This window comes from Streptomyces sp. NPDC046876, from assembly GCF_040645035.1.
GTDB lineage: Bacteria > Actinomycetota > Actinomycetes > Streptomycetales > Streptomycetaceae > Streptomyces.
The window spans coordinates 42,278-59,216 of record NZ_JBEYXK010000001.1 but is presented as its reverse complement, the minus strand read 5'-3'; the positions used below and the strand labels follow the sequence as shown (position 1 = coordinate 59,216).

16 protein-coding genes are annotated in these 16,939 nt (G+C 70.3%); 5 read left to right on the top strand and 11 right to left on the bottom strand.

Annotation, left to right across the window (positions count from 1 at the left end; all coding sequences use genetic code 11):
- Positions 1-67: 67 nt before the first annotated feature.
- Positions 68-1,015 carry a DeoR/GlpR family DNA-binding transcription regulator gene (locus ABZ924_RS00285; protein ID WP_361901673.1) on the bottom strand — a complete coding sequence of 316 codons (948 nt, stop codon included), beginning with the start codon at positions 1,013-1,015 and terminating at the stop codon, positions 68-70.
- A gap of 197 nt (positions 1,016-1,212) precedes the next feature.
- Complete coding sequence (locus ABZ924_RS00280) at positions 1,213-2,652, bottom strand: NAD(P)H-quinone dehydrogenase (protein WP_361901672.1); 1,440 nt, start codon at positions 2,650-2,652, stop codon at positions 1,213-1,215.
- Between the two features lie 232 nt (positions 2,653-2,884).
- Here ABZ924_RS00280 and ABZ924_RS00275 point away from each other — a divergent pair, with 232 nt between their 5' ends.
- The 3 genes from ABZ924_RS00275 to ABZ924_RS00265 all read left to right on the top strand — a co-directional run bounded on the left by ABZ924_RS00275 (position 2,885) and on the right by ABZ924_RS00265 (position 6,089).
- Positions 2,885-3,322, top strand: a complete 438-nt coding sequence (locus tag ABZ924_RS00275) for a gamma-glutamylcyclotransferase (RefSeq protein WP_007266087.1) — start codon at positions 2,885-2,887, stop codon at positions 3,320-3,322.
- A 271-nt stretch (positions 3,323-3,593) separates the two neighbouring features.
- The gene (locus tag ABZ924_RS00270) at positions 3,594-4,400 is read left to right on the top strand and encodes a purine-nucleoside phosphorylase (RefSeq protein ID WP_361901670.1); all 807 of its coding nucleotides are present in this window, start codon (positions 3,594-3,596) and stop codon (positions 4,398-4,400) included.
- A 42-nt stretch (positions 4,401-4,442) separates the two neighbouring features.
- Positions 4,443-6,089 carry a phospho-sugar mutase gene (locus tag ABZ924_RS00265; protein WP_361901669.1) on the top strand — a complete coding sequence of 549 codons (1,647 nt, stop codon included), beginning with the start codon at positions 4,443-4,445 and terminating at the stop codon, positions 6,087-6,089.
- Positions 6,090-6,348: 259 nt separating this feature from the next.
- On the opposite strand, the gene ABZ924_RS00260 is transcribed toward ABZ924_RS00265, so the two are convergent.
- The 5 genes from ABZ924_RS00260 to ABZ924_RS00240 all read right to left on the bottom strand — a co-directional run bounded on the left by ABZ924_RS00260 (position 6,349) and on the right by ABZ924_RS00240 (position 9,986).
- On the bottom strand, positions 6,349-6,942 hold the full coding sequence (locus ABZ924_RS00260; protein ID WP_361901667.1) for a hypothetical protein: 594 nt from the start codon (positions 6,940-6,942) through the stop codon (positions 6,349-6,351).
- The gene (locus ABZ924_RS00255; protein WP_361901665.1) at positions 6,939-8,156 is read right to left on the bottom strand and encodes a hypothetical protein; all 1,218 of its coding nucleotides are present in this window, start codon (positions 8,154-8,156) and stop codon (positions 6,939-6,941) included. The genes ABZ924_RS00260 and ABZ924_RS00255 overlap by 4 nt, the downstream gene beginning before the upstream one ends.
- A gap of 45 nt (positions 8,157-8,201) precedes the next feature.
- Complete coding sequence (locus ABZ924_RS00250) at positions 8,202-8,993, bottom strand: ATP-binding cassette domain-containing protein (protein WP_361901664.1); 792 nt, start codon at positions 8,991-8,993, stop codon at positions 8,202-8,204.
- Positions 8,994-9,061: 68 nt separating this feature from the next.
- Positions 9,062-9,478, bottom strand: a complete 417-nt coding sequence (locus tag ABZ924_RS00245; RefSeq protein WP_361901662.1) for a hypothetical protein — start codon at positions 9,476-9,478, stop codon at positions 9,062-9,064.
- Between the two features lie 85 nt (positions 9,479-9,563).
- Positions 9,564-9,986, bottom strand: coding sequence for a hypothetical protein (locus ABZ924_RS00240; RefSeq protein ID WP_361901661.1), 423 nt, complete (start codon positions 9,984-9,986; stop codon positions 9,564-9,566).
- Positions 9,987-10,330: 344 nt separating this feature from the next.
- On the opposite strand from ABZ924_RS00240, the gene ABZ924_RS00235 reads away from it, so the two are divergent.
- Entirely contained in the window at positions 10,331-10,645 is a 315-nt protein-coding gene (locus ABZ924_RS00235) for a transposase (protein WP_361901660.1), read from the top strand.
- Here the strand turns inward: ABZ924_RS00235 and ABZ924_RS00230 are convergent.
- On the bottom strand, positions 10,607-11,767 hold the full coding sequence (locus ABZ924_RS00230; protein WP_361901658.1) for an IS30 family transposase: 1,161 nt from the start codon (positions 11,765-11,767) through the stop codon (positions 10,607-10,609). The two genes, ABZ924_RS00235 and ABZ924_RS00230, sit on opposite strands and share 39 nt — an antisense overlap.
- Before the next feature lie 94 nt (positions 11,768-11,861).
- Between ABZ924_RS00230 and ABZ924_RS00225 the strand changes: the two genes are divergently transcribed.
- Positions 11,862-12,638, top strand: a complete 777-nt coding sequence (locus tag ABZ924_RS00225; protein WP_361901656.1) for an IS3 family transposase — start codon at positions 11,862-11,864, stop codon at positions 12,636-12,638.
- A 333-nt stretch (positions 12,639-12,971) separates the two neighbouring features.
- Here the strand turns inward: ABZ924_RS00225 and ABZ924_RS00220 are convergent, their stop codons facing one another.
- From ABZ924_RS00220 to ABZ924_RS00210, 3 genes are all read right to left on the bottom strand, one after another.
- Positions 12,972-13,943, bottom strand: a complete 972-nt coding sequence (locus ABZ924_RS00220) for a helix-turn-helix domain-containing protein (RefSeq protein WP_361901654.1) — start codon at positions 13,941-13,943, stop codon at positions 12,972-12,974.
- Between the two features lie 891 nt (positions 13,944-14,834).
- A complete protein-coding gene (locus ABZ924_RS00215) occupies positions 14,835-15,500 on the bottom strand; it encodes a hypothetical protein (protein WP_361901652.1) in 666 nt (221 codons plus the stop codon).
- Positions 15,478-16,914 (bottom strand): HAMP domain-containing sensor histidine kinase, encoded by a 1,437-nt coding sequence (locus ABZ924_RS00210; protein ID WP_361902332.1) that lies wholly within the window; start codon positions 16,912-16,914, stop codon positions 15,478-15,480. Before ABZ924_RS00210 ends, ABZ924_RS00215 begins: the two co-directional genes overlap by 23 nt.
- Positions 16,915-16,939 lie beyond the last annotated feature (25 nt).

Below are 16,939 nucleotides of genomic sequence, written 5' to 3'. Positions count from 1 at the left end.
AGCGCCCTGGGGGAAGCAGGGCTGAGCCCGGAGCCCGCCGCCTCTCCGGCCCGCGGGCCGGAGAGGGCTAGCGGCGGCGGAGGTCGGCTACTCGGGGGCGGTCCTGTTGGGGGTCCAGGAGGGAGGCGGGGGCGCTGCGGAGTTGCGGGGTGGGGGTGCCGCGGCGTTGGACCGGGAGGGGGGCCTCGCGGCGGGGGCGGCGGCTCTGCATGGCGTCCAACGGGCCGGTGGAGGCGGTGCCCGCCACCGTGATCTGGACGCCCTGGTCCGCCAGGGCCTGGAGCTCCGTGGCCGCGCGGTCGTCGTGCGCGGGGGGCTCGTCGGTGACCAGGCGGGTCATGACGTCCGTCGGGACCGTCTGGAACATCGTGTCCGTGCCGAGCTTGGTGTGGTCCGCCAGGACCACCACCTCGGCCGCGGCCTGGACCAGGGCCCGGTCCACGCTGGCGGACAGCATGTTGGACGTCGAGAGGCCCCGTTCCGCCGTCAGGCCGCTGCCCGACAGGAAGGCGCGGGAGACGCGCAGGCCTTGGAGGGACTGCTCGGCCCCGCTGCCGACGAGCGCGTAGTTCGAGCCGCGCAGGGTGCCGCCGGTCATGACGACCTCGACGCGGTTGGCGTGGGCCAACGCCTGGGCGACCAGGAGGGAGTTGGTGACGACGGTCAGGCCCGGCACCCGGGCCAGCCGTCGGGCCAGCTCCTGGGTCGTGGTGCCCGCACCGACGACGACGGCCTCGCCTTCCTCCACGAGGCCCGCCGCCACGTCGGCGATGGCGGTCTTCTCCGCCGTCGCGAGATGGGACTTTTGCGGAAACCCGGATTCCCGCGTGAAACCTCCGGGCAGTACCGCACCGCCGTGCCGGCGGTCGAGGAGTCCTTCTGCCTCCAGTGCCCGCACGTCCCGACGTACGGTCACTTCGGAGGTCTGGACGACGCGGGCGAGCTCCCGGAGCGACACCGCTCCGTTGGCCCGCACCATTTCGAGAATCAACTGGCGACGTTCTGCAGCGAACACGAAACTGACAGTAACCCGGGCGACCGTCTGGTTTCAGCTCCTTGCGCCGGAATACCGAAGTTGTCCATAAGGCGGGGTGCCAAGTGGTATACGCGGCGGGGCGAGGACGTGAACATCCCGCCCTTCGCCCGCAGTCCGCCCGCACCCCGCCCCAACTCTCCTGGCCAGCAGGAAGGTTGTCGGCGGACCGGCCCGGCTCAGGCCTCGCCGGCCGCCTTGCGGGTGTGCAGCTGGCGCGCCACCTCGGCGATCGAACCCGACAGCGAGGGGTACACCGTGAACGCGTTTGCGATCTGCTCGACGGTCAGGTTGTTGTCGACCGCGATCGAGATGGGGTGGATCAGTTCGCTCGCGCGCGGGGAGACGACCACGCCGCCCACCACGATGCCCGTACCCGGACGGCAGAACAGCTTCACGAAGCCGTCCCGGATGCCCTGCATCTTGGCGCGGGCGTTGCGCAGCAGCGGCAGCTTCACCACGCGGGCGTCGATCCGGCCGGCGTCGACGTCGGCCTGCGTGTAGCCGACGGTGGCGATCTCGGGGTCGGTGAAGACGTTCGAGGAGACCGTCTTGAGGTTCAGCGGGGTCACCGCGTCGCCGAGGAAGTGGTACATCGCGATGCGGCCCTGCATGGCCGCCACCGAGGCGAGCGCGAAGACGCCCGTCACGTCGCCGGCCGCGTACACGCCGGGCGAGGAGGTGCGCGAGACCTTGTCGGTCCAGATGTGGCCGGACTCCTTGAGCTTGACCCCGGACTCCTCCAGGTTCATGCCCCGGGTGTTCGGGACGGCGCCGACCGCCATCAGGCAGTGGGTGCCGGTGACGACGCGGCCGTCGGAGAGGGTGACCTCGACGCGGTCGCCGACGCGCTTGGCGGACTCGGCGCGGGAGCGGCCGATCACGTTCATCCCGCGGCGGCGGAAGACGTCCTCCAGGACGGCGGCGGCGTCCGGGTCCTCGCCCGGCAGCACGCGGTCGCGGGAGGAGATCAGCGTGACGCGCGAGCCGAGGGCCTGGTAGGCGCCGGCGAACTCGGCGCCGGTGACGCCGGAGCCGACCACGATGAGCTCCTCGGGGAGCTCGTCGAGGTCGTAGACCTGGGTCCAGTTCAGGATGCGCTCGCCGTCGGGCATCGCGTCGGGGATCTCGCGCGGGGTGCCGCCGGTGGCGATCAGCACGCACTCGGCGGTGAGGATCTGCTCCGTGCCGTCGGCCGCCGTGACGATGACGTCGCGGGTGCCGTCGATGCCCTGCGGGCCGCCGAGCCGCCCGCGGCCGCGGATGACGCGGGCGCCGGCCCGGGTGACGGAGGCGGTGATGTCGTGCGACTGGGCGAGCGCGAGGCGCTTGACGCGCCGGTTCACCTTGCCGAGGTCCACGCCGATGATGCGGGCGGCCTGCTCGATCGGCGGGGTGTCGTCGGCGACGACGATGCCGAGCTCCTCGTAGGAGGAGTCGAAGTTCGTCATGACCTCGGCGGTCGCGATGAGCGTCTTGGAGGGCACGCAGTCGGTCAGGACCGAGGCGCCGCCGAGGCCGTCGCAGTCGACGACGGTCACCTCCGCGCCGAGCTGGGCCCCCACGAGGGCCGCCTCATACCCGCCGGGTCCGCCGCCGATGATCACGATCCGGGTCACGAAAACTCCGCCTCACGTCTACCCGGCCGAGCGCCGCCCCGGCCGGGGCTTCCGGGGGGTCTCCCCGGGGGATGCATTCCGTGCTCCATTGTCCCGCACGCTTCAAGGTGCTTCTCCCCCGGTCCCGGGGCCACCCCGCGGACGTCCCTCCACCGGTCCCCGCGAGGACTCCGTCCGGGGGTACACCCACCGGGCACGCGTCCCGGGCCGCCCCTCCCGTACCCTCGACTCCATGTCGCTCTACGCCGCGTACGCCGGCAACCTCGACCCGCGGCTGATGACGCGCCGCGCCCCGCATTCGCCGCTGCGCGGAACGGGCTGGATCAACGACTGGCGGCTGACCTTCGGCGGCGAGCAGATGGGCTGGGAGGGCGCCCTCGCGACCATCGTCGAGGCGCCCCGCCAGCAGGTCTTCGTCGCCCTGTACGACATCGCGCCGCTGGACGAGGACTCGATGGACCGGTGGGAGGGCGTCGGCCTCGACATCTACCGCCGGATGCGCATCCGGGTCCACACCCTGGACGGCGAGGAGGCGGCCTGGTGCTACGTCCTCAACGGCTACGAGGGCGGCCTGCCCTCGGCGCGCTACCTGGGTGAGATCGCCGACGCAGCCGAGTCCGCGGGCGCTCCGCACGACTACGTGATGGAACTGCGCAAGCGCCCCTGCTGAGCCGCGGTCGCCGGGCCCCGAGCCGCCCCGCGGGCCGCCCCGCAGGCGGCTCAGGGCGGCCGCGGGCCGGCCCCGCGCGGGCTTGCGCCGACCTGCCCCGACAGTCGCCGACCCGGTCCGGCGCCCCCGTTCCCGCAGGTCACTGGCGGCGGCGCCAAGGCCGCGTACGCCGCGCCCCGGGACGATTCGGCGGAAACGACAAGGCAACGATCCGAACACCGTGAGCTGCGCCATCTACGCGCGTAGGCCATCAGCGGCTACGCTCGTCTGCGTGAACGCATCTGTAACCGACCCCTACGCCGCCGCCGACGCCGCCGCCGCGCGTCTGCGTGAGCTGACCGGCGCCGAGACCCACGACGTCGCCCTGGTCATGGGCTCCGGCTGGGCCCCCGCGGCCGAGGCCCTCGGCACCCCCGAGTTCGAATTCCCCGTCACCGAGCTGCCCGGCTTCCCGCCCCCCGCGGTCGAGGGCCACGGCGGCACGATCCGCTCGTACAAGATCGGCGAGAAGCGCGCGCTGCTCTTCCTCGGCCGGACCCACTACTACGAGGGCCGCGGCGTCGCCGCCGTCGCCCACGGTGTCCGCACCGCCGTCGCCGCCGGCTGCAAGACCGTCGTGCTGACCAACGGCTGCGGCGGCCTGCGCGACGGCATGAAGCCCGGCCAGCCGGTCCTGATCAGCGACCACCTGAACCTCACCGCGACCTCGCCGATCGTCGGCGCGAACTTCGTGGACCTGACCGACCTGTACTCGCCCCGCCTGCGCGCGATGTGCAAGGAGATCGACGAGACCCTCGAAGAGGGCGTCTACGTCCAGTTCCCCGGCCCGCACTACGAGACCCCGGCCGAGATCAACATGATCCGCGTCATGGGCGCCGACCTGGTCGGCATGTCCACCGTGCTGGAGGCCATCGCCGCCCGCGAGGCCGGCGCCGAGGTGCTCGGCATCTCCCTGGTCACCAACCTGGCGGCGGGCCTGTCCGGCGAGCCGCTGAACCACGAAGAGGTGCTCCAGGCCGGCCGCGACTCGGCCGCGCGCATGGGCAAGCTGCTGACCCAGGTCCTCGCCCGTATCTGAGGCACCGGCGACCGGCACCGTACGAGAGACAAGGCGGAAGTAGTGCAGGAACAGGACGACCTGATCACCCGGGCCCGGGCCTGGCTGGCCGAGGACCCCGACCAGGAGACCGCGGACGAGCTCGCCGGGCTCCTCCAGGCGGGCGACACCGCGGAGCTGGCGGACCGGTTCTCCGGCACCCTGCAGTTCGGCACCGCCGGGCTGCGCGGCGAGATCGGCGCCGGTCCCATGCGGATGAACCGCTCCGTGGTCATCCGGGCCGCGGCGGGCCTCGCCGCGTACCTCAAGGCCCAGGGGCACTCCGGCGGCCTGGTCGTGATCGGCTACGACGCGCGCTACAAGTCGGCCGACTTCGCCCGCGACACCGCCGCCGTCATGACCGGTGCCGGGCTCCGCGCGGCCGTCCTGCCCCGACCGCTGCCGACGCCGGTCCTCGCGTACGCCATACGGCACCTGGGCGCCGTCGCCGGCGTCGAGGTGACCGCGAGCCACAACCCGCCCCGGGACAACGGCTACAAGGTCTACCTCGGCGACGGCTCGCAGATCGTGTCCCCCGCCGACACGCAGATCGCCGCCGAGATCGCGCGCGTGACGACGCTCGCGTCCGTCCCGCGGCCGGACTCCGGCTGGGAGCAGCTCGGCGACGAGGTCCTCGAGGCCTACCTGGCCCGTACGGACGCCGTCCTGAGCCCCGGCTCCGCCCGGGGCGTGCGGACCGTCTACACGGCCATGCACGGCGTCGGCAAGGACGTCGTCATGGCGGCCTTCGCCCGGCACGGCTTCGCCGAGCCGGTGCTCGTCGCCGAGCAGGCCGAGCCGGACCCGGCCTTCCCGACGGTGGCGTTCCCGAACCCGGAGGAGCCGGGTGCGATGGACCTGGCCTTCGCCAAGGCCGCCGAGGTCCAGCCGGACATCGTGATCGCGAACGACCCGGACGCGGACCGCTGCGCGGTGGCGGTGCCCGACAACGGCGGCTGGCGGATGCTGCGCGGCGACGAGGTCGGCGCGCTGCTGGCGGCGCACCTGGTGCACAAGGGCGCGACCGGCGTCTTCGCGGAGTCGATCGTCTCGTCCTCGCTGCTGGGCCGGATCGCCGAGGCGGCCGGGGTCGGCTACGAGGAGACCCTCACGGGCTTCAAGTGGATCGCCCGCGTCGACGGCCTGCGCTACGGGTACGAGGAGGCGCTCGGCTACTGCGTGGACCCCGAGGGCGTCCGCGACAAGGACGGCATCACCGCCGCCCTGCTGGTGGCCGAGCTGGCCTCCGAGCTCAAGAAGCAGGGGCGGACCCTGTCCGACCTGCTGGACGACCTGGCGATGGCCCACGGCCTGCACGCCACGGACCAGCTGTCGGTCCGCGTCTCGGACCTGTCGGTCATCGCGAACGCCATGGCGCAGCTGCGGGCGGAGCCGCCTGCATCCCTCGCGGGGCTGCGGGTCGTCGCGGCGGAGGACCTGACGCAGGGCACGGAGTCGCTCCCGCCCACGGACGGCCTCCGCTACTACCTGGAGGGCGACTACAAGGCCCGGGTGATCGTGCGGCCGTCGGGCACGGAGCCGAAGCTGAAGTGCTACCTGGAGGTCGTGGTGCCGGTGGCCGACGCCGCGGACCTGGCCCCGGCCCGCGCTCGGGGGCAGGAGATCCTGGACGCCATCAAGAAGGACCTGGCGGCGTCGGCGGGCATCTGACCCCTCCGCCGCCGCGGGCATTGCCCGCCGCCGCACGGCCGCGCACCGGCCCCCGAAGCCATGGCTTCGGGGGCCGGTCCGTTTCCATCCGCCGTCCGGGCGCTCAGACCCCGCGCCGGCTGGATTCGGCGTTCTGCCTGGGCGGGATCAGAGAAGGACTGCAGATTTCCCCATCACGGTGCTTGCCGACTACAACCGGGCGAATTCAAACCGAGCCGCCGTCTCACCCGTCAGCCCTTCATGGAACTCTGCGAAAAGATCAGTAGAGGGCGCAGCGCGGTGGCTTGAGGCTGCTGAGCGTTGCCCCGGCAATCAGGGTCGCGACGCCGGCCAGGAGGGCGGGCGTGCTGGTTGCGGCGTGCAGGGCGACAGCCCACGGCTGCGCTCCGCGGCCACCGCTCTTCCACCCTCCGACGGCGAGCACCAGGGGTACAGCCGTGAGGACCGGGGCTGCGATCCGGGCGCCGGTAAGGGGGTTCAGGATGAGCGCTAGGCCCAGATAGAAGGCGGTATTCCGGCCGATGGCCAAGGCCACGGCGTCGGCGCCCGCGAAGTGTCCCAGAACAGCCATGCTCAGGGCGAGGGTTGCGCAGGCAGCAGCGAGGGCGGTATCGAAGCGGTGGACGGCCCGGGCAGCGACTGTTTCCGTGGCATCTCGGGCGCGGCCGGTGAAGGCGAGCCATGTCACGGCGGGGACGACGGTGATCAGCGCGGCGAGAAGGAAGTGTCCGGCCCCGCCGACCATCGCCGGTACGGGGATGCGGCTCTGTCCGAATGCCAGGCCCGCGCCGACCGTCATGACAGTGACGGCGGCGAGGACCGGGACGCTGCGGGATGCGGCCCACCAGTTCATTGGCCTGCTCCTTCAGGGCTCAGGGCCGGCTTCTGGTCGCAGCCGGTGAGTGCGGCCCGGTTCGTTTCGTACCAGGCGTGCTGACGGTCGGAGGGCAGTGTGAGGACCCTCTGGGCGATTTTCGCGTCGTCGGGGGAGACGCTGCCCTGGACCGGCGCCGGGGGAGCTTGGGTGGCAATGGCGGTCAGCCATGCCGTGAGCGGTCCCCGTGCGGGGAACGCCGGGTACTTGTGGCTGGTTCGGGCGCATTCGGGAACGGGGGGCAGGAGGGTGTTGGTGAGGTTGGTGGCGATGTCCTGCTGGCGGAGCTGGCCTTTGCCTCCGAAGCGAGCTTGTCCGGGCTCGAGGTCGCGGTTTTGGGTGAGGGAGGCGAGCGCGGGAAGTCCGGCGTCCTTCAGGCGGCCGCTGTAGGTGCGGGTGGTCGCCACGATCCGGTTACGTCCCGGGGTCTCGGGCCACAGGCACACCTCCGGGACGCCGGCGGTGTCGCAGACCAGAGCGTCGGGGTTCCGGTCGGTGACCGGGGCATAGCCCATATGCACGACCAGGGACACCGAGGCCGCGGACGCGGCGATCAGGGCGGCCAGAGGCTTCCACCGGCTGGCCTGGGCGATCGCGAGGAGGCATGCGGTGATGATCCCGCTGGTGAACAGGATCGGCGCCCATATGGCCACAGGGTCGATGACCGATCCGACCGAGCAGCAGCTGTCGTAGGCGCCGGCGACCAGGTGGCGGGGCCACGGGGTGTCCCAGGATCCGGGGAACGCGGTCAGGCAGAACCCGGCGACCATCGCCATTGGTGCGGCAGCAAGGTGCGGAAGACGGCCACCCAGGAGGTATCCGGCCAGCGTGGCGGCCGCCATCAGCAGCGCGTACACCACGAACATGCCCAGGTGCGAGAAGGAAGGAAGGGTCCCCGCAGCCGAGACCGCGACACCGACCGCGATGAGCATGCCGGCGACGCCCATCCCCCAGACTGGGACCAGCAGCGGCAGCGCGATGGCGAGCCGGCTGCGAGAAGGAGTCTGCCCGAAGACGTTGCCGCGGCGCAGGCGTGCGCTTTCCCACGCTCCGCTCGCCGCGCAGGCGGCCGCGGCGAAGGGGATCGTGTAGGAGGCGTTGCCCAGGACGGACGGTCCGTACCCGCGGACGATTCCTGTGCTGATCGGCTCCGACAGGAGCAGCAGGACGTAGGCACCGAGAAAGACGAGCATGATCGCAGCGGACGAGGACCGCAGGAGACTGGCGATACGCACCGGTCAGATCTCCCGTCCGACGAGCGCCACGTAGGCGGCTTCGGCCCGCTCGCGTCCCCGTGTGTCGGCCGGTGCCAGGGCGCAGAAGTCGGCGGGGCTGCCCTGGAAGCAGATCTTGCCGTGTGCGAGGACGGCCACGTGCGTATACAGGTCTGCGAGGTCTTCGGTCTGGTGCGTGGAGACGATTACCTGTACATGGCTGGCGAGGTCGTCAACCAGCTCACGGAACACCTGGCGTTGAGTGGGGTCGAGGCCGGCGGTCGGCTCGTCCATCAAGATCAGCTCACTGCGGTGGGTCAGCGCCCCCGCAATTCCCATGCGGCGGAGCTGCCCGCCCGACACCTGGTGGCTCTTCCGTTCCGCGAGGCGGATGAGGTCGACGCGGCGCAGCGCGCCCTCAGACGCCTTCCACGCCGCAGCCCTCGACATGCCCTTGAGCCATCCCGCATAGGCGACCTGCTCGCGTACCGTCAGCCCCGGCATGGGGGTGATCTGCTGGGGGATCCACGCCACGCGTTGGCGGTAGCCTGCCAAGCGGCGGCCCCTTGCGGTGTCTCCGTCGAAGGTGACCGACCCGGAGGACGGGGCCAGGTGGGAGGCGGCAAGGGCCATCAGTGTGGACTTGCCGGCTCCGTTCGGGCCGAGGAGGACCGTTGCCCGTGCATCGATCCGGAGCATGAATTCATCGAATACGGGCTTTCTCCTTCCGTACCGGAACGAAACGTGATCAAAAATCAAAGACATGGAGGAACGCGCAATCCGCCAACCCGCTGCCAGCGGGATGACATTGGTCATGGGTGGGGAAGAGAGGGTCCCGGTGCCGCATCCACCGGGACCCTCGTATTACTTTTTCAACGACCGTACTACCAGGCGACCTTCACATACTCGACGGAAAGATACGTGCCGCTGGACATGTCCGTCAGCGCGAAGTAGTAGTTGCCCGCGTCGTTCGGATCGCCGTAGTCGACCCACCCGCAGTAGTTGGTCCGCGTACCCTTGGATCGGTCCGGAGCGTTAGGGACGTCCTTCCACAGCCTCAGGGTGGCGAAGTTGAACCCGCCACCGCCGTCCGCTGTGCAGCCCGAGAAGTAGATGCCCGTGTAGTCCGAAGTGTTGTTACCGTCCCACCAGCGGCGCGACTCGGGCTGAGAACTTACCTGCCATCCTGTGATGGACGACTGGAACTCGCCCTCCGAGGCATGCGCAGGAACTACCGACACCGCACCCAGCAGCGCGGCCCCGGCCATCACCCCGGCCCACGACGTCAAACCGATCTTCACTCTAACCCTCATTTCCTTGTGTGGTACCGCCCCATCGGGCGGCACTCTCATGGGCCGGAAATCCGACCCCTGATCCGGCCCTCGGCTACCAGGCGACCTTGACGTGTTCGATCTTGATGAAGTCGCCGTTGCCGACGCCCGACAGGTTGAAGTAGTAGCTGCCCGCGTCGTCCGGATCGCCGTAGTCAACCCACCCGCAGTAGTTGTTCCGGGTGCCCTTGGATCGGTCCGGGGCATTGGAGACGTTCTTCCACAGGGTCAGTGACGCGTAGTCATAGCCTCGGAAGTCGTCATCCGACTGGCACCCTGAGAAGTAAATGCCGGTGTAGTCCCCGGTGGTGTTGTTGTCCGTCCAACGGCGGGACTCCGTTGGAGGTGTCCACCACAAGATGCGCGACTCGAACTGGCCCTCCGCGGTGACGCCCGCGTTCGCCGGCGTGATGCCGCCGATCCCGAGAAGCGCAACGCCTGCCATCAGACCGGCCGCCTTCATACGCTGTGTACTCATCGGTTTCCCCTTCCCCTGCTCACTGGCCCTGTGTGAGGCAGCTCGATTGAAACCCGCCGTGCCCTGACCTCGGTGTGCGAGGCATGCAGAGTTCTTCGACGATCTGTGCAGCTGGGTCGTGGCGGGCACCGTCAGATGAGGCTCGTGATGGTTGGCCGTTGGGTACGCGGCTGTGGGAGACGTGCCCTCGAATATGAGGGGATTGCTCCCTCCCGGCCTACGGCGATCGGAACTACATCAGCAGGTTCTCGGGGCGCAGCATGGTCGGGCTGTGGGGTTGCTTCGGTTTGGCGGATATCCGAGATCTGGGCTCGTGCCCGGGAGGGATGTCCATGATGGAGAACATGCCGAAGAAGAAGCCGCGGCAGCGGCGGCAGTTCACGGCCGATTTCAAGGCCGAGATCGTCGAGTTGTGCCTGCGCGGAGACCGGTCGGTGCCTGAGGTCGTCAGGGACTTCGACCTGACCGAGACCGCTGTCAGGCTGTGGCTGGCGCAGTCTGAGGCCAGCCACCAGCCCCAACAGCTCGAGCGGGACGAGCGGGCGGAGCTGGCTCAGCTGCGGCGGGAGAACCGCCGTCTGCGGGAGGACGTCGAGGTCCTCAAGCGGGCCACGGTGAGTTCAACCCGTCAGCGCAACAGCCTGCTGGAGCTTATCTGACGGTGTCAGATAGCCGAGCGTTTTCCTTGGTCTGCTGTTGAGCCTGACGGCGATCTTGTTCAGGTCGTTCTGGCTGTGCTGGGACAGGTCGCTCTTCTTGGGCAAGTACTGCCGCAGAAGCCTGTTGGTGTTCTCGTTGGTGCCCCGTTGCCAGGGGCTGCGCGGGTCGCAGAAGTAGATCCCGAAGCCGGTCGCGGCCGCCAGCCTCTTGTGATCGGCCAGTTCCATCCCGCGGTCCCAGGTCAAGGTGGTTCGGAGGTTCGCGGGCAGCTTCGCGAGTTGCCCGGTCAGGGCTGAGACCACCGTGTCGGTGTCCTTGCCGTTGACCTTGACCAGCACGACGTAGCGCGAGTGCCGTTCGACAAGGGTCGCGACGTGGGTGTTCTTCGTGCCCGCGATCAGGTCTCCCTCCCAGTGCCCGGGGACCTCTCGGCCCTCCACATCCGCAGGACGTTCAGTGATGGACCGGGCATCGGTGATGCCGCCACGGCCCTGCCCGGACTTTGTCGCCCTCTTTGAGCGGCGCATCGCACGGCGGCAGCGGAGGTGTCCTATGAGCTCTCGGGCGAGAACCCCTCTGGCCTGCAGGAACAGACTGCGGTAGATGGTCTCCGCCGATATGCGCAGGCTCTCGTCGTCTGGAAATTCGGCGACGAGCCAGCCGGATATCTGCTCCGGTGACCAGTCCTCGGCCAGCTTCCTCGATACGAGGTCACGCAGCCGGTGATTCCTCGCCAGGAGGCAGTCCTGCGGACGTCGGGCGTTGTCCCACGCCCGTTCGTCAGCTCGAGCCGCACGATAGGCCCGCCGGCCGCCGTTCCGGCTGACCTCGCGGCTGACTGTTGACACTGGTCGACCGACGACGGAGGCGATCTGGCGGAAGGACTCCTGCCGTGCCAGACCGCGAGAGATCTCTTCCCTCTCGGCCAGCGACAGCGCGTCTGGCCGACGCCGACGTTCCGCAGGCACGATCCCGCCGTTGGCCTTGACGACTCCGAAGATCGAGCCAGCCTGCCGGCCGAAGGCCCGGCCTATCTCACTGAGCGACTCACCGTCTCTCCAGCGCCGCCACAGCTCCCGCTTCTCCGTATCCGACAGCCCGCGACGACCCAACCGAGCCACCAAGCCCCTCCCCATCAGAAGACCAACACCAAGATCATGCGGTGTTGCGCTGACGGGTTGAACTCACCACGGCTTTCTTCGCGAGGGGGACCCGGTGACGGTTCACCCGTTCATCGAGGCGGAGAAGCACGCAGGTCACAACGTCAAACGGGCGTGTGAGCTGATGAAGGTCTCCCGGTCGCGCGGCACCTACGGCGCCCCCAGGATCCACGCCGCTCTGCTGCGTGAGGGCCTGGCCTGCGGCCGGCGCCGGGTTGGCCGCCTGATGCGCCAGGCCGGCATCATCGGCCGGCACCGCCGACGCGCCCACCGCACCACCCTCCCCGACCCGGCCGCCCGCGCACGCCCCGGCCGGGTCGGACGCGACTTCCGCACCGACCCGGCCGCGACCGACACCCGCTGGTGCGGGGACATCACCTACATTCCCACCGGTCAGGGCTGGCTCTACCTGGCCACCGTCATCGACATCGCCTCCCGCCGCGTGATCGGCTGGGCCACCGCCGACCACCTGGGCACCAGCCTGGCCGCGGACGCACTCAAAGCCGCCTGCCACCAGCGCCGGCCCCAAGCCCCGGTCGTCTTCCACACCGACCGCGGCACCCAGTACACCAGCCACGCCTTCGCCCGCCTCGCCACCGACCTGGGCATCCGGCTCTCCGTCGGACGCACCGGCGTCTGCTGGGACAACGCCCTCGCCGAGTCCTTCTTCGCCACCCTGAAGAACGAGCTGGTCAGCCGACACAACTGGCACACCCACGCTGCCGCCCGAACCGCGATCTTCCAGTACATCGAGGGCTGGTACAACACCCGCCGACTCCACAGCACCCTCGGCTACCAAAGCCCAGCCGAGTACGAAACCACAGCAGCCTGACCAACACATCGAACCTGTCCGCCAAACAGGAACAACCCCACTGACGCGCCGGCCGCCGAGCGATTCGGGTGCCAACGAGGTGCTGCTCCGCTACGCCGGCGTCGCCGGCGGCGGAGTTTGCGACCACGACTTCGACGTGAGCAATGGCAAGGGTGGCTGTTACGAGGTCCCCGGCAAAGCGGGCGCCGTCGAGGACGTTGCCGCCGCAGCGATTCACAACGTCCTGTACGTGCAGGTCATCGGAGCCAGGGGGGGCATCTCTACCCGCAGGTAGGCCACGACCACGCGGGGCCGTTGGAATCCCGGCCGGACCCCCGTCGCAGTAGGGGGTCATCATGTGGCCCTGCAACTGGTACGGCTCAGCGCGGCAGCGCGGTGCTCAGCAGGGGTCCGCCCGTAGGCTTCCTTGAAGGCCCTGCCGAACGCCGTGCCACTCGAGAAACCACAGCGCAAGGCGATCGTCTGCACAGGCTCGGCGCGTAGCTCCGGACGTGCCAGGTCGGCGAACGCGCGGTCCAGCCGGCCCTGACGGATGCGGGCTGCCACGCTCAGAGGCTGACCCTGGAAGAGGTTGTAGAGGGTCCGCAGGGAGATGCTGTGGTGGTCCGCGACAGTCTGGGGGGTGAGTTCCGGGTCGCTGAGGTTGGTGTCGATGAAACGCATGACCTGGTGCCGCATCTCCTGAGCCCGTGCCTCGGGCGGGGCTTCCCGGGGGGAGCCGAGCTGCTGGGCCAGGCATGCGGTCGCCAGATCAAGCGCGATCGACCCCATGCCGGCCAGCTCCACTGGCCGACAGCTCGGACCCTCGGCAAGCATGGTGCGCACGAAGCCCTTGAAGATCGCCGCTGTTCCACGATCAGCGCCAATCCGCTGGGCGAGCAGCCGATCCACTCTGTCGGGCCGTAGTGCCAGTGCGGAACGGGGGATCTGGAGCACGGCGGCCTGAACCTGCCCGTCCGAACTGACTCCCGCGTTCTCCATGGGAAGAGAACTGGCCGTCAGCACCATGTCCCCCATGACTTCCGTGTCGTTGCCTTTCTGCGAGATCCTGAACCCCCCACGCGTCACGAGCGCCAGCTGGTAGTTCTCTGGATCGCCCCTCCGGACGTGGGTCGGGGTACGACGCGACAGCACCGGCGAGAACGTGAACGCCGACAACCGCACCGCACCCAGCTCCAGATCCGTGATCTCCGCATGAAAATCGGCCCTGCGTTCGGTGCTGAGGCTGACTGGCATCAGGTCTCCGGAGACCATGTCGCAGAACCAATCAAAACGCCCCTCGCTCGACACAGCCTCAGCCGACATGGCTAACAACCCCATTTATCCCCCACATACACGACGCCCCCTGATTATCAGATGAGTCCGGCTTGGTTTGCGCTCTCCCGGCTCCATCGCCAACACAGAACAGTCCACGCTGGGGTGGGCGGACCGGCTGATGGAGGCCTTTGGAGTGCCGGTGCCGCGCCTCCGGCTGAGGGTGACGGCTTCGGCGGTGGACCGCCTGGTGGAGGTCGGCCTGTCGGTCTACCCCGCGGGGCCGTCGAGCTCCCCGCCGTCCACCCGGACCAGGCGGGCGCGCTGGACCGGCACGTGGCCCGTGCGTGGGCGGGCGTTCTCCGACCGCTTGAGGTGCCGGGCCACACGCCGCGCCGCCGTCGTCCCGTCGCTCTGGACGAGATCGGCATGCCAACCTCAGGCGGGCTTCTCGTCGTCATTTGCTGCGGGTATCAGCCACGGACGGACTGCGGACGCCGAGCCGGGAGGAGCGCGTAGCGATCCGGTGCGCCTGGGGCTTCGGAGAGGGGTGAAACGGGGGTGGAGGCCCGGCGCGGTGAGGTCCGACCCCTCGTCTGAGCGCTGAGGGGGGATCCTGTGACTGTGGACCCGTGCCGTCCTTTTGGGGTTTCCCGGCAGTTCTTCGTTTTTCCGTGGCGGGGCGGTCTGTCAAGGGTCGCCGGAGGCGATCGCGTAGCGACGCGACCGCAGGGAGCGCCCTTGACAGGCCGTCACGACGCGGAAGGACGATGGGACTGACGGGAAACCCCCAGCACCTCCCTGATGCCGGCCGGACGGGATCCGGCTCCCCCACGCACCGCCCCGCACCCTGGGAGGCGGGTGGGCAAACGCCGCCCCGCCCCCGGCCCCTCGAGGGGGAGATGTCCGGCCTGCGCCGTCAGGCCCCGCACACCAGCCCCCTCAGCGCGAAGGCGTCGGCGTCGGCGTCGGCGCAGCCGTAGTAGGCGACCGGACCAGTTCGCCCAGGGTCGGGACCGATTCCGGGCGGCGGCGGACCGCCTCCGTGCACTCCCACGCGCGCGGCGGGTCCGCGTCCGGGCCGCCCAGTACCACCGGGCCCGGCCCGGCCGAAACCGTCTCGCTCCCGGCCAGGGTGCACACCACCTGGGACAGCGCCACCGGCGGCAGGTCCTCCGGCTTGCGGCTCAGCCGGACCGTGCCCGCCGGGTCCCCGGGCTGGCCGGCGGCGACCGTCAGGCCCTGGGGCACGGCGGAGCTGAAGCCCGCGTCGCGCTCCTCCTGCGACGGCTCCCGCTCCAGTGCCTCCAGCAGGGCCTCGGCGGCGAGCATGGCGGGGTCGCGGGCCGGCTTCTTCTCGGCTATGGGAACCACCCGGTCCACCCCGACCAGCCGCGACCCGCACACCAGTTCCACGGTGGCTCGGAAGCCCTGCGTACCGCCCTGCTGCGCCGGGATGTCGCAGGACACCCGCGACGGCGCCGCGCCGACGTCCACCGGCACGGTGGTCGCCCGGATCCCGCAGCCGGAGACCAGGGACGCCAGGGCCGCGGCCCACATCACCGCGGCCGCGGCGGTGGCGCCCCTACGCCTCGTTCGCGCCGCCACGGGCGATCACCTTCCCCACGTCCACCGGCAGCCGCAGCGTGAACAGCGCACCGCCGCCTTCCGCGTTGGCCGCGGTGATCTCGCCGCCGTGGATGTGCGCGTTCTCCACCGCGATGGACAGGCCGAGCCCGCTGCCCTCGGACTTGGGGCGGGACGCGCTCGCCTTGTAGAAGCGGTCGAAGACGTGCGGGAGGACTTCCTCGGGGATGCCCGGCCCGTTGTCGCGCACCGCGATGACGAGCCATTCGTCGTCCACGCGCACCGACACCCGCACCGGCGAGCCGCCGTGCTTGAGCGCGTTGCCGATCAGGTTGGCGAGGATCACGTCGAGGCGGCGCGGGTCGAGCCGCGCCACGATGCCCCGCTCGGCATCCAGTTCGACCGCGTCGAGCCAGGCCCGCGCGTCGATGCACGCCGTCACCTGGTCGGCGACGTCCACGTCGTCCAGCACCAGGCGCGCCGTTCCCGCGTCGAAGCGGGTGACCTCCATCAGGTTCTCCACCAGGTCGTTCAGCCGCCGGGTCTCGCTCACGACGAGCTTCACCGCCGGGGCGATCATCGGGTCGAGGTCGTCGGCCTCTTCCTCCAGCACCTCGGCGACCGCGGTGAGCGCGGTCAGCGGGGTGCGCAGTTCGTGCGACATGTCCGCGACGAAGCGCCGGCTGGCCTCCTCGCGGGCGCTCATGTCGGCGACCTTCTTCTCCAGCGCTTCCGCCGTCTTGTTGAACGTGTGCGACAGGTCGGCGAGTTCGTCGTTGCCGGACACGTCGAGGCGGTGGTCGAGCTCGCCCTCGCCGAGGCGCCGCGCCGCTTCCCCGAGCCGCTGTACGGGCTTGAGGACCGTACGGGCGGCTCCCTGCGCGAGCAGCGCGGAGCCGAGCAGCGCGAGGCCCGTCGCGATGGTCAGCGACCAGCCGAGCGCGTTGAGGTCGTCGCGCTCCTGGGCGAGGCTCTTGTACATGTAGCCGGTCGGCCCGCCGCCGACGATCCGGGTCCCGCCGACGAGGTACGGGTTGCCGTGCGGCTTGGTGCGCTGCCAGTACACGTGGTACTCGGAGTCGTTGGCGGACGTCTCCTTCTGACGGTCGTTCACCGCCCGCTGCAGGGACTCCGGTACGTCGTCCAGCCGGAAGGCGTCGGGGCCGGCCGCCCCGAACACGATGCGGTGGTCGGCCCGCTCGTCGACGAGCAGCACGCTGTAGCCGGGGCTGCTGCCCGCCATCAGCTCGGCGGTGCGCTGCAGCTCCTCCTGCGTGGGGTCGGCGGGCAGGGCGGCGGCCCGGTTCTGCATCTCCTGGCGGAAGTCGCCGAGTGCCGCGTCCTGGGTGCGGGTCAGCACCGCCTCGCGGTTGAGCCAGTAGGCGATGCCGGACGCGGAGACCGCGGCCGTCAGCGCGACGAGGGAGAACACCATGAGGAGCCGCAGCCGCAGGCTGGTC

Bases quoted from the DNA above. Each gene is read 5' to 3' on its own strand.
- ABZ924_RS00275 (WP_007266087.1), top strand. From the start codon at position 2,885: ATGTCGCTCTACGCCGCGTACGCCGGCAACCTCGACCCGCGGCTGATG.
- ABZ924_RS00260 (WP_361901667.1), bottom strand. From the start codon at position 6,942: ATGAACTGGTGGGCCGCATCCCGCAGCGTCCCGGTCCTCGCCGCCGTC.
- ABZ924_RS00255 (WP_361901665.1), bottom strand. From the start codon at position 8,156: ATGCTCGTCTTTCTCGGTGCCTACGTCCTGCTGCTCCTGTCGGAGCCG.
- ABZ924_RS00250 (WP_361901664.1), bottom strand. From the start codon at position 8,993: ATGACCAATGTCATCCCGCTGGCAGCGGGTTGGCGGATTGCGCGTTCC.
- ABZ924_RS00240 (WP_361901661.1), bottom strand. From the start codon at position 9,986: ATGAGTACACAGCGTATGAAGGCGGCCGGTCTGATGGCAGGCGTTGCG.
- ABZ924_RS00235 (WP_361901660.1), top strand. From the start codon at position 10,331: ATGCCGAAGAAGAAGCCGCGGCAGCGGCGGCAGTTCACGGCCGATTTC.
- ABZ924_RS00220 (WP_361901654.1), bottom strand. From the start codon at position 13,943: ATGTCGGCTGAGGCTGTGTCGAGCGAGGGGCGTTTTGATTGGTTCTGC.
- ABZ924_RS00210 (WP_361902332.1), bottom strand. From the start codon at position 16,914: ATGGTGTTCTCCCTCGTCGCGCTGACGGCCGCGGTCTCCGCGTCCGGC.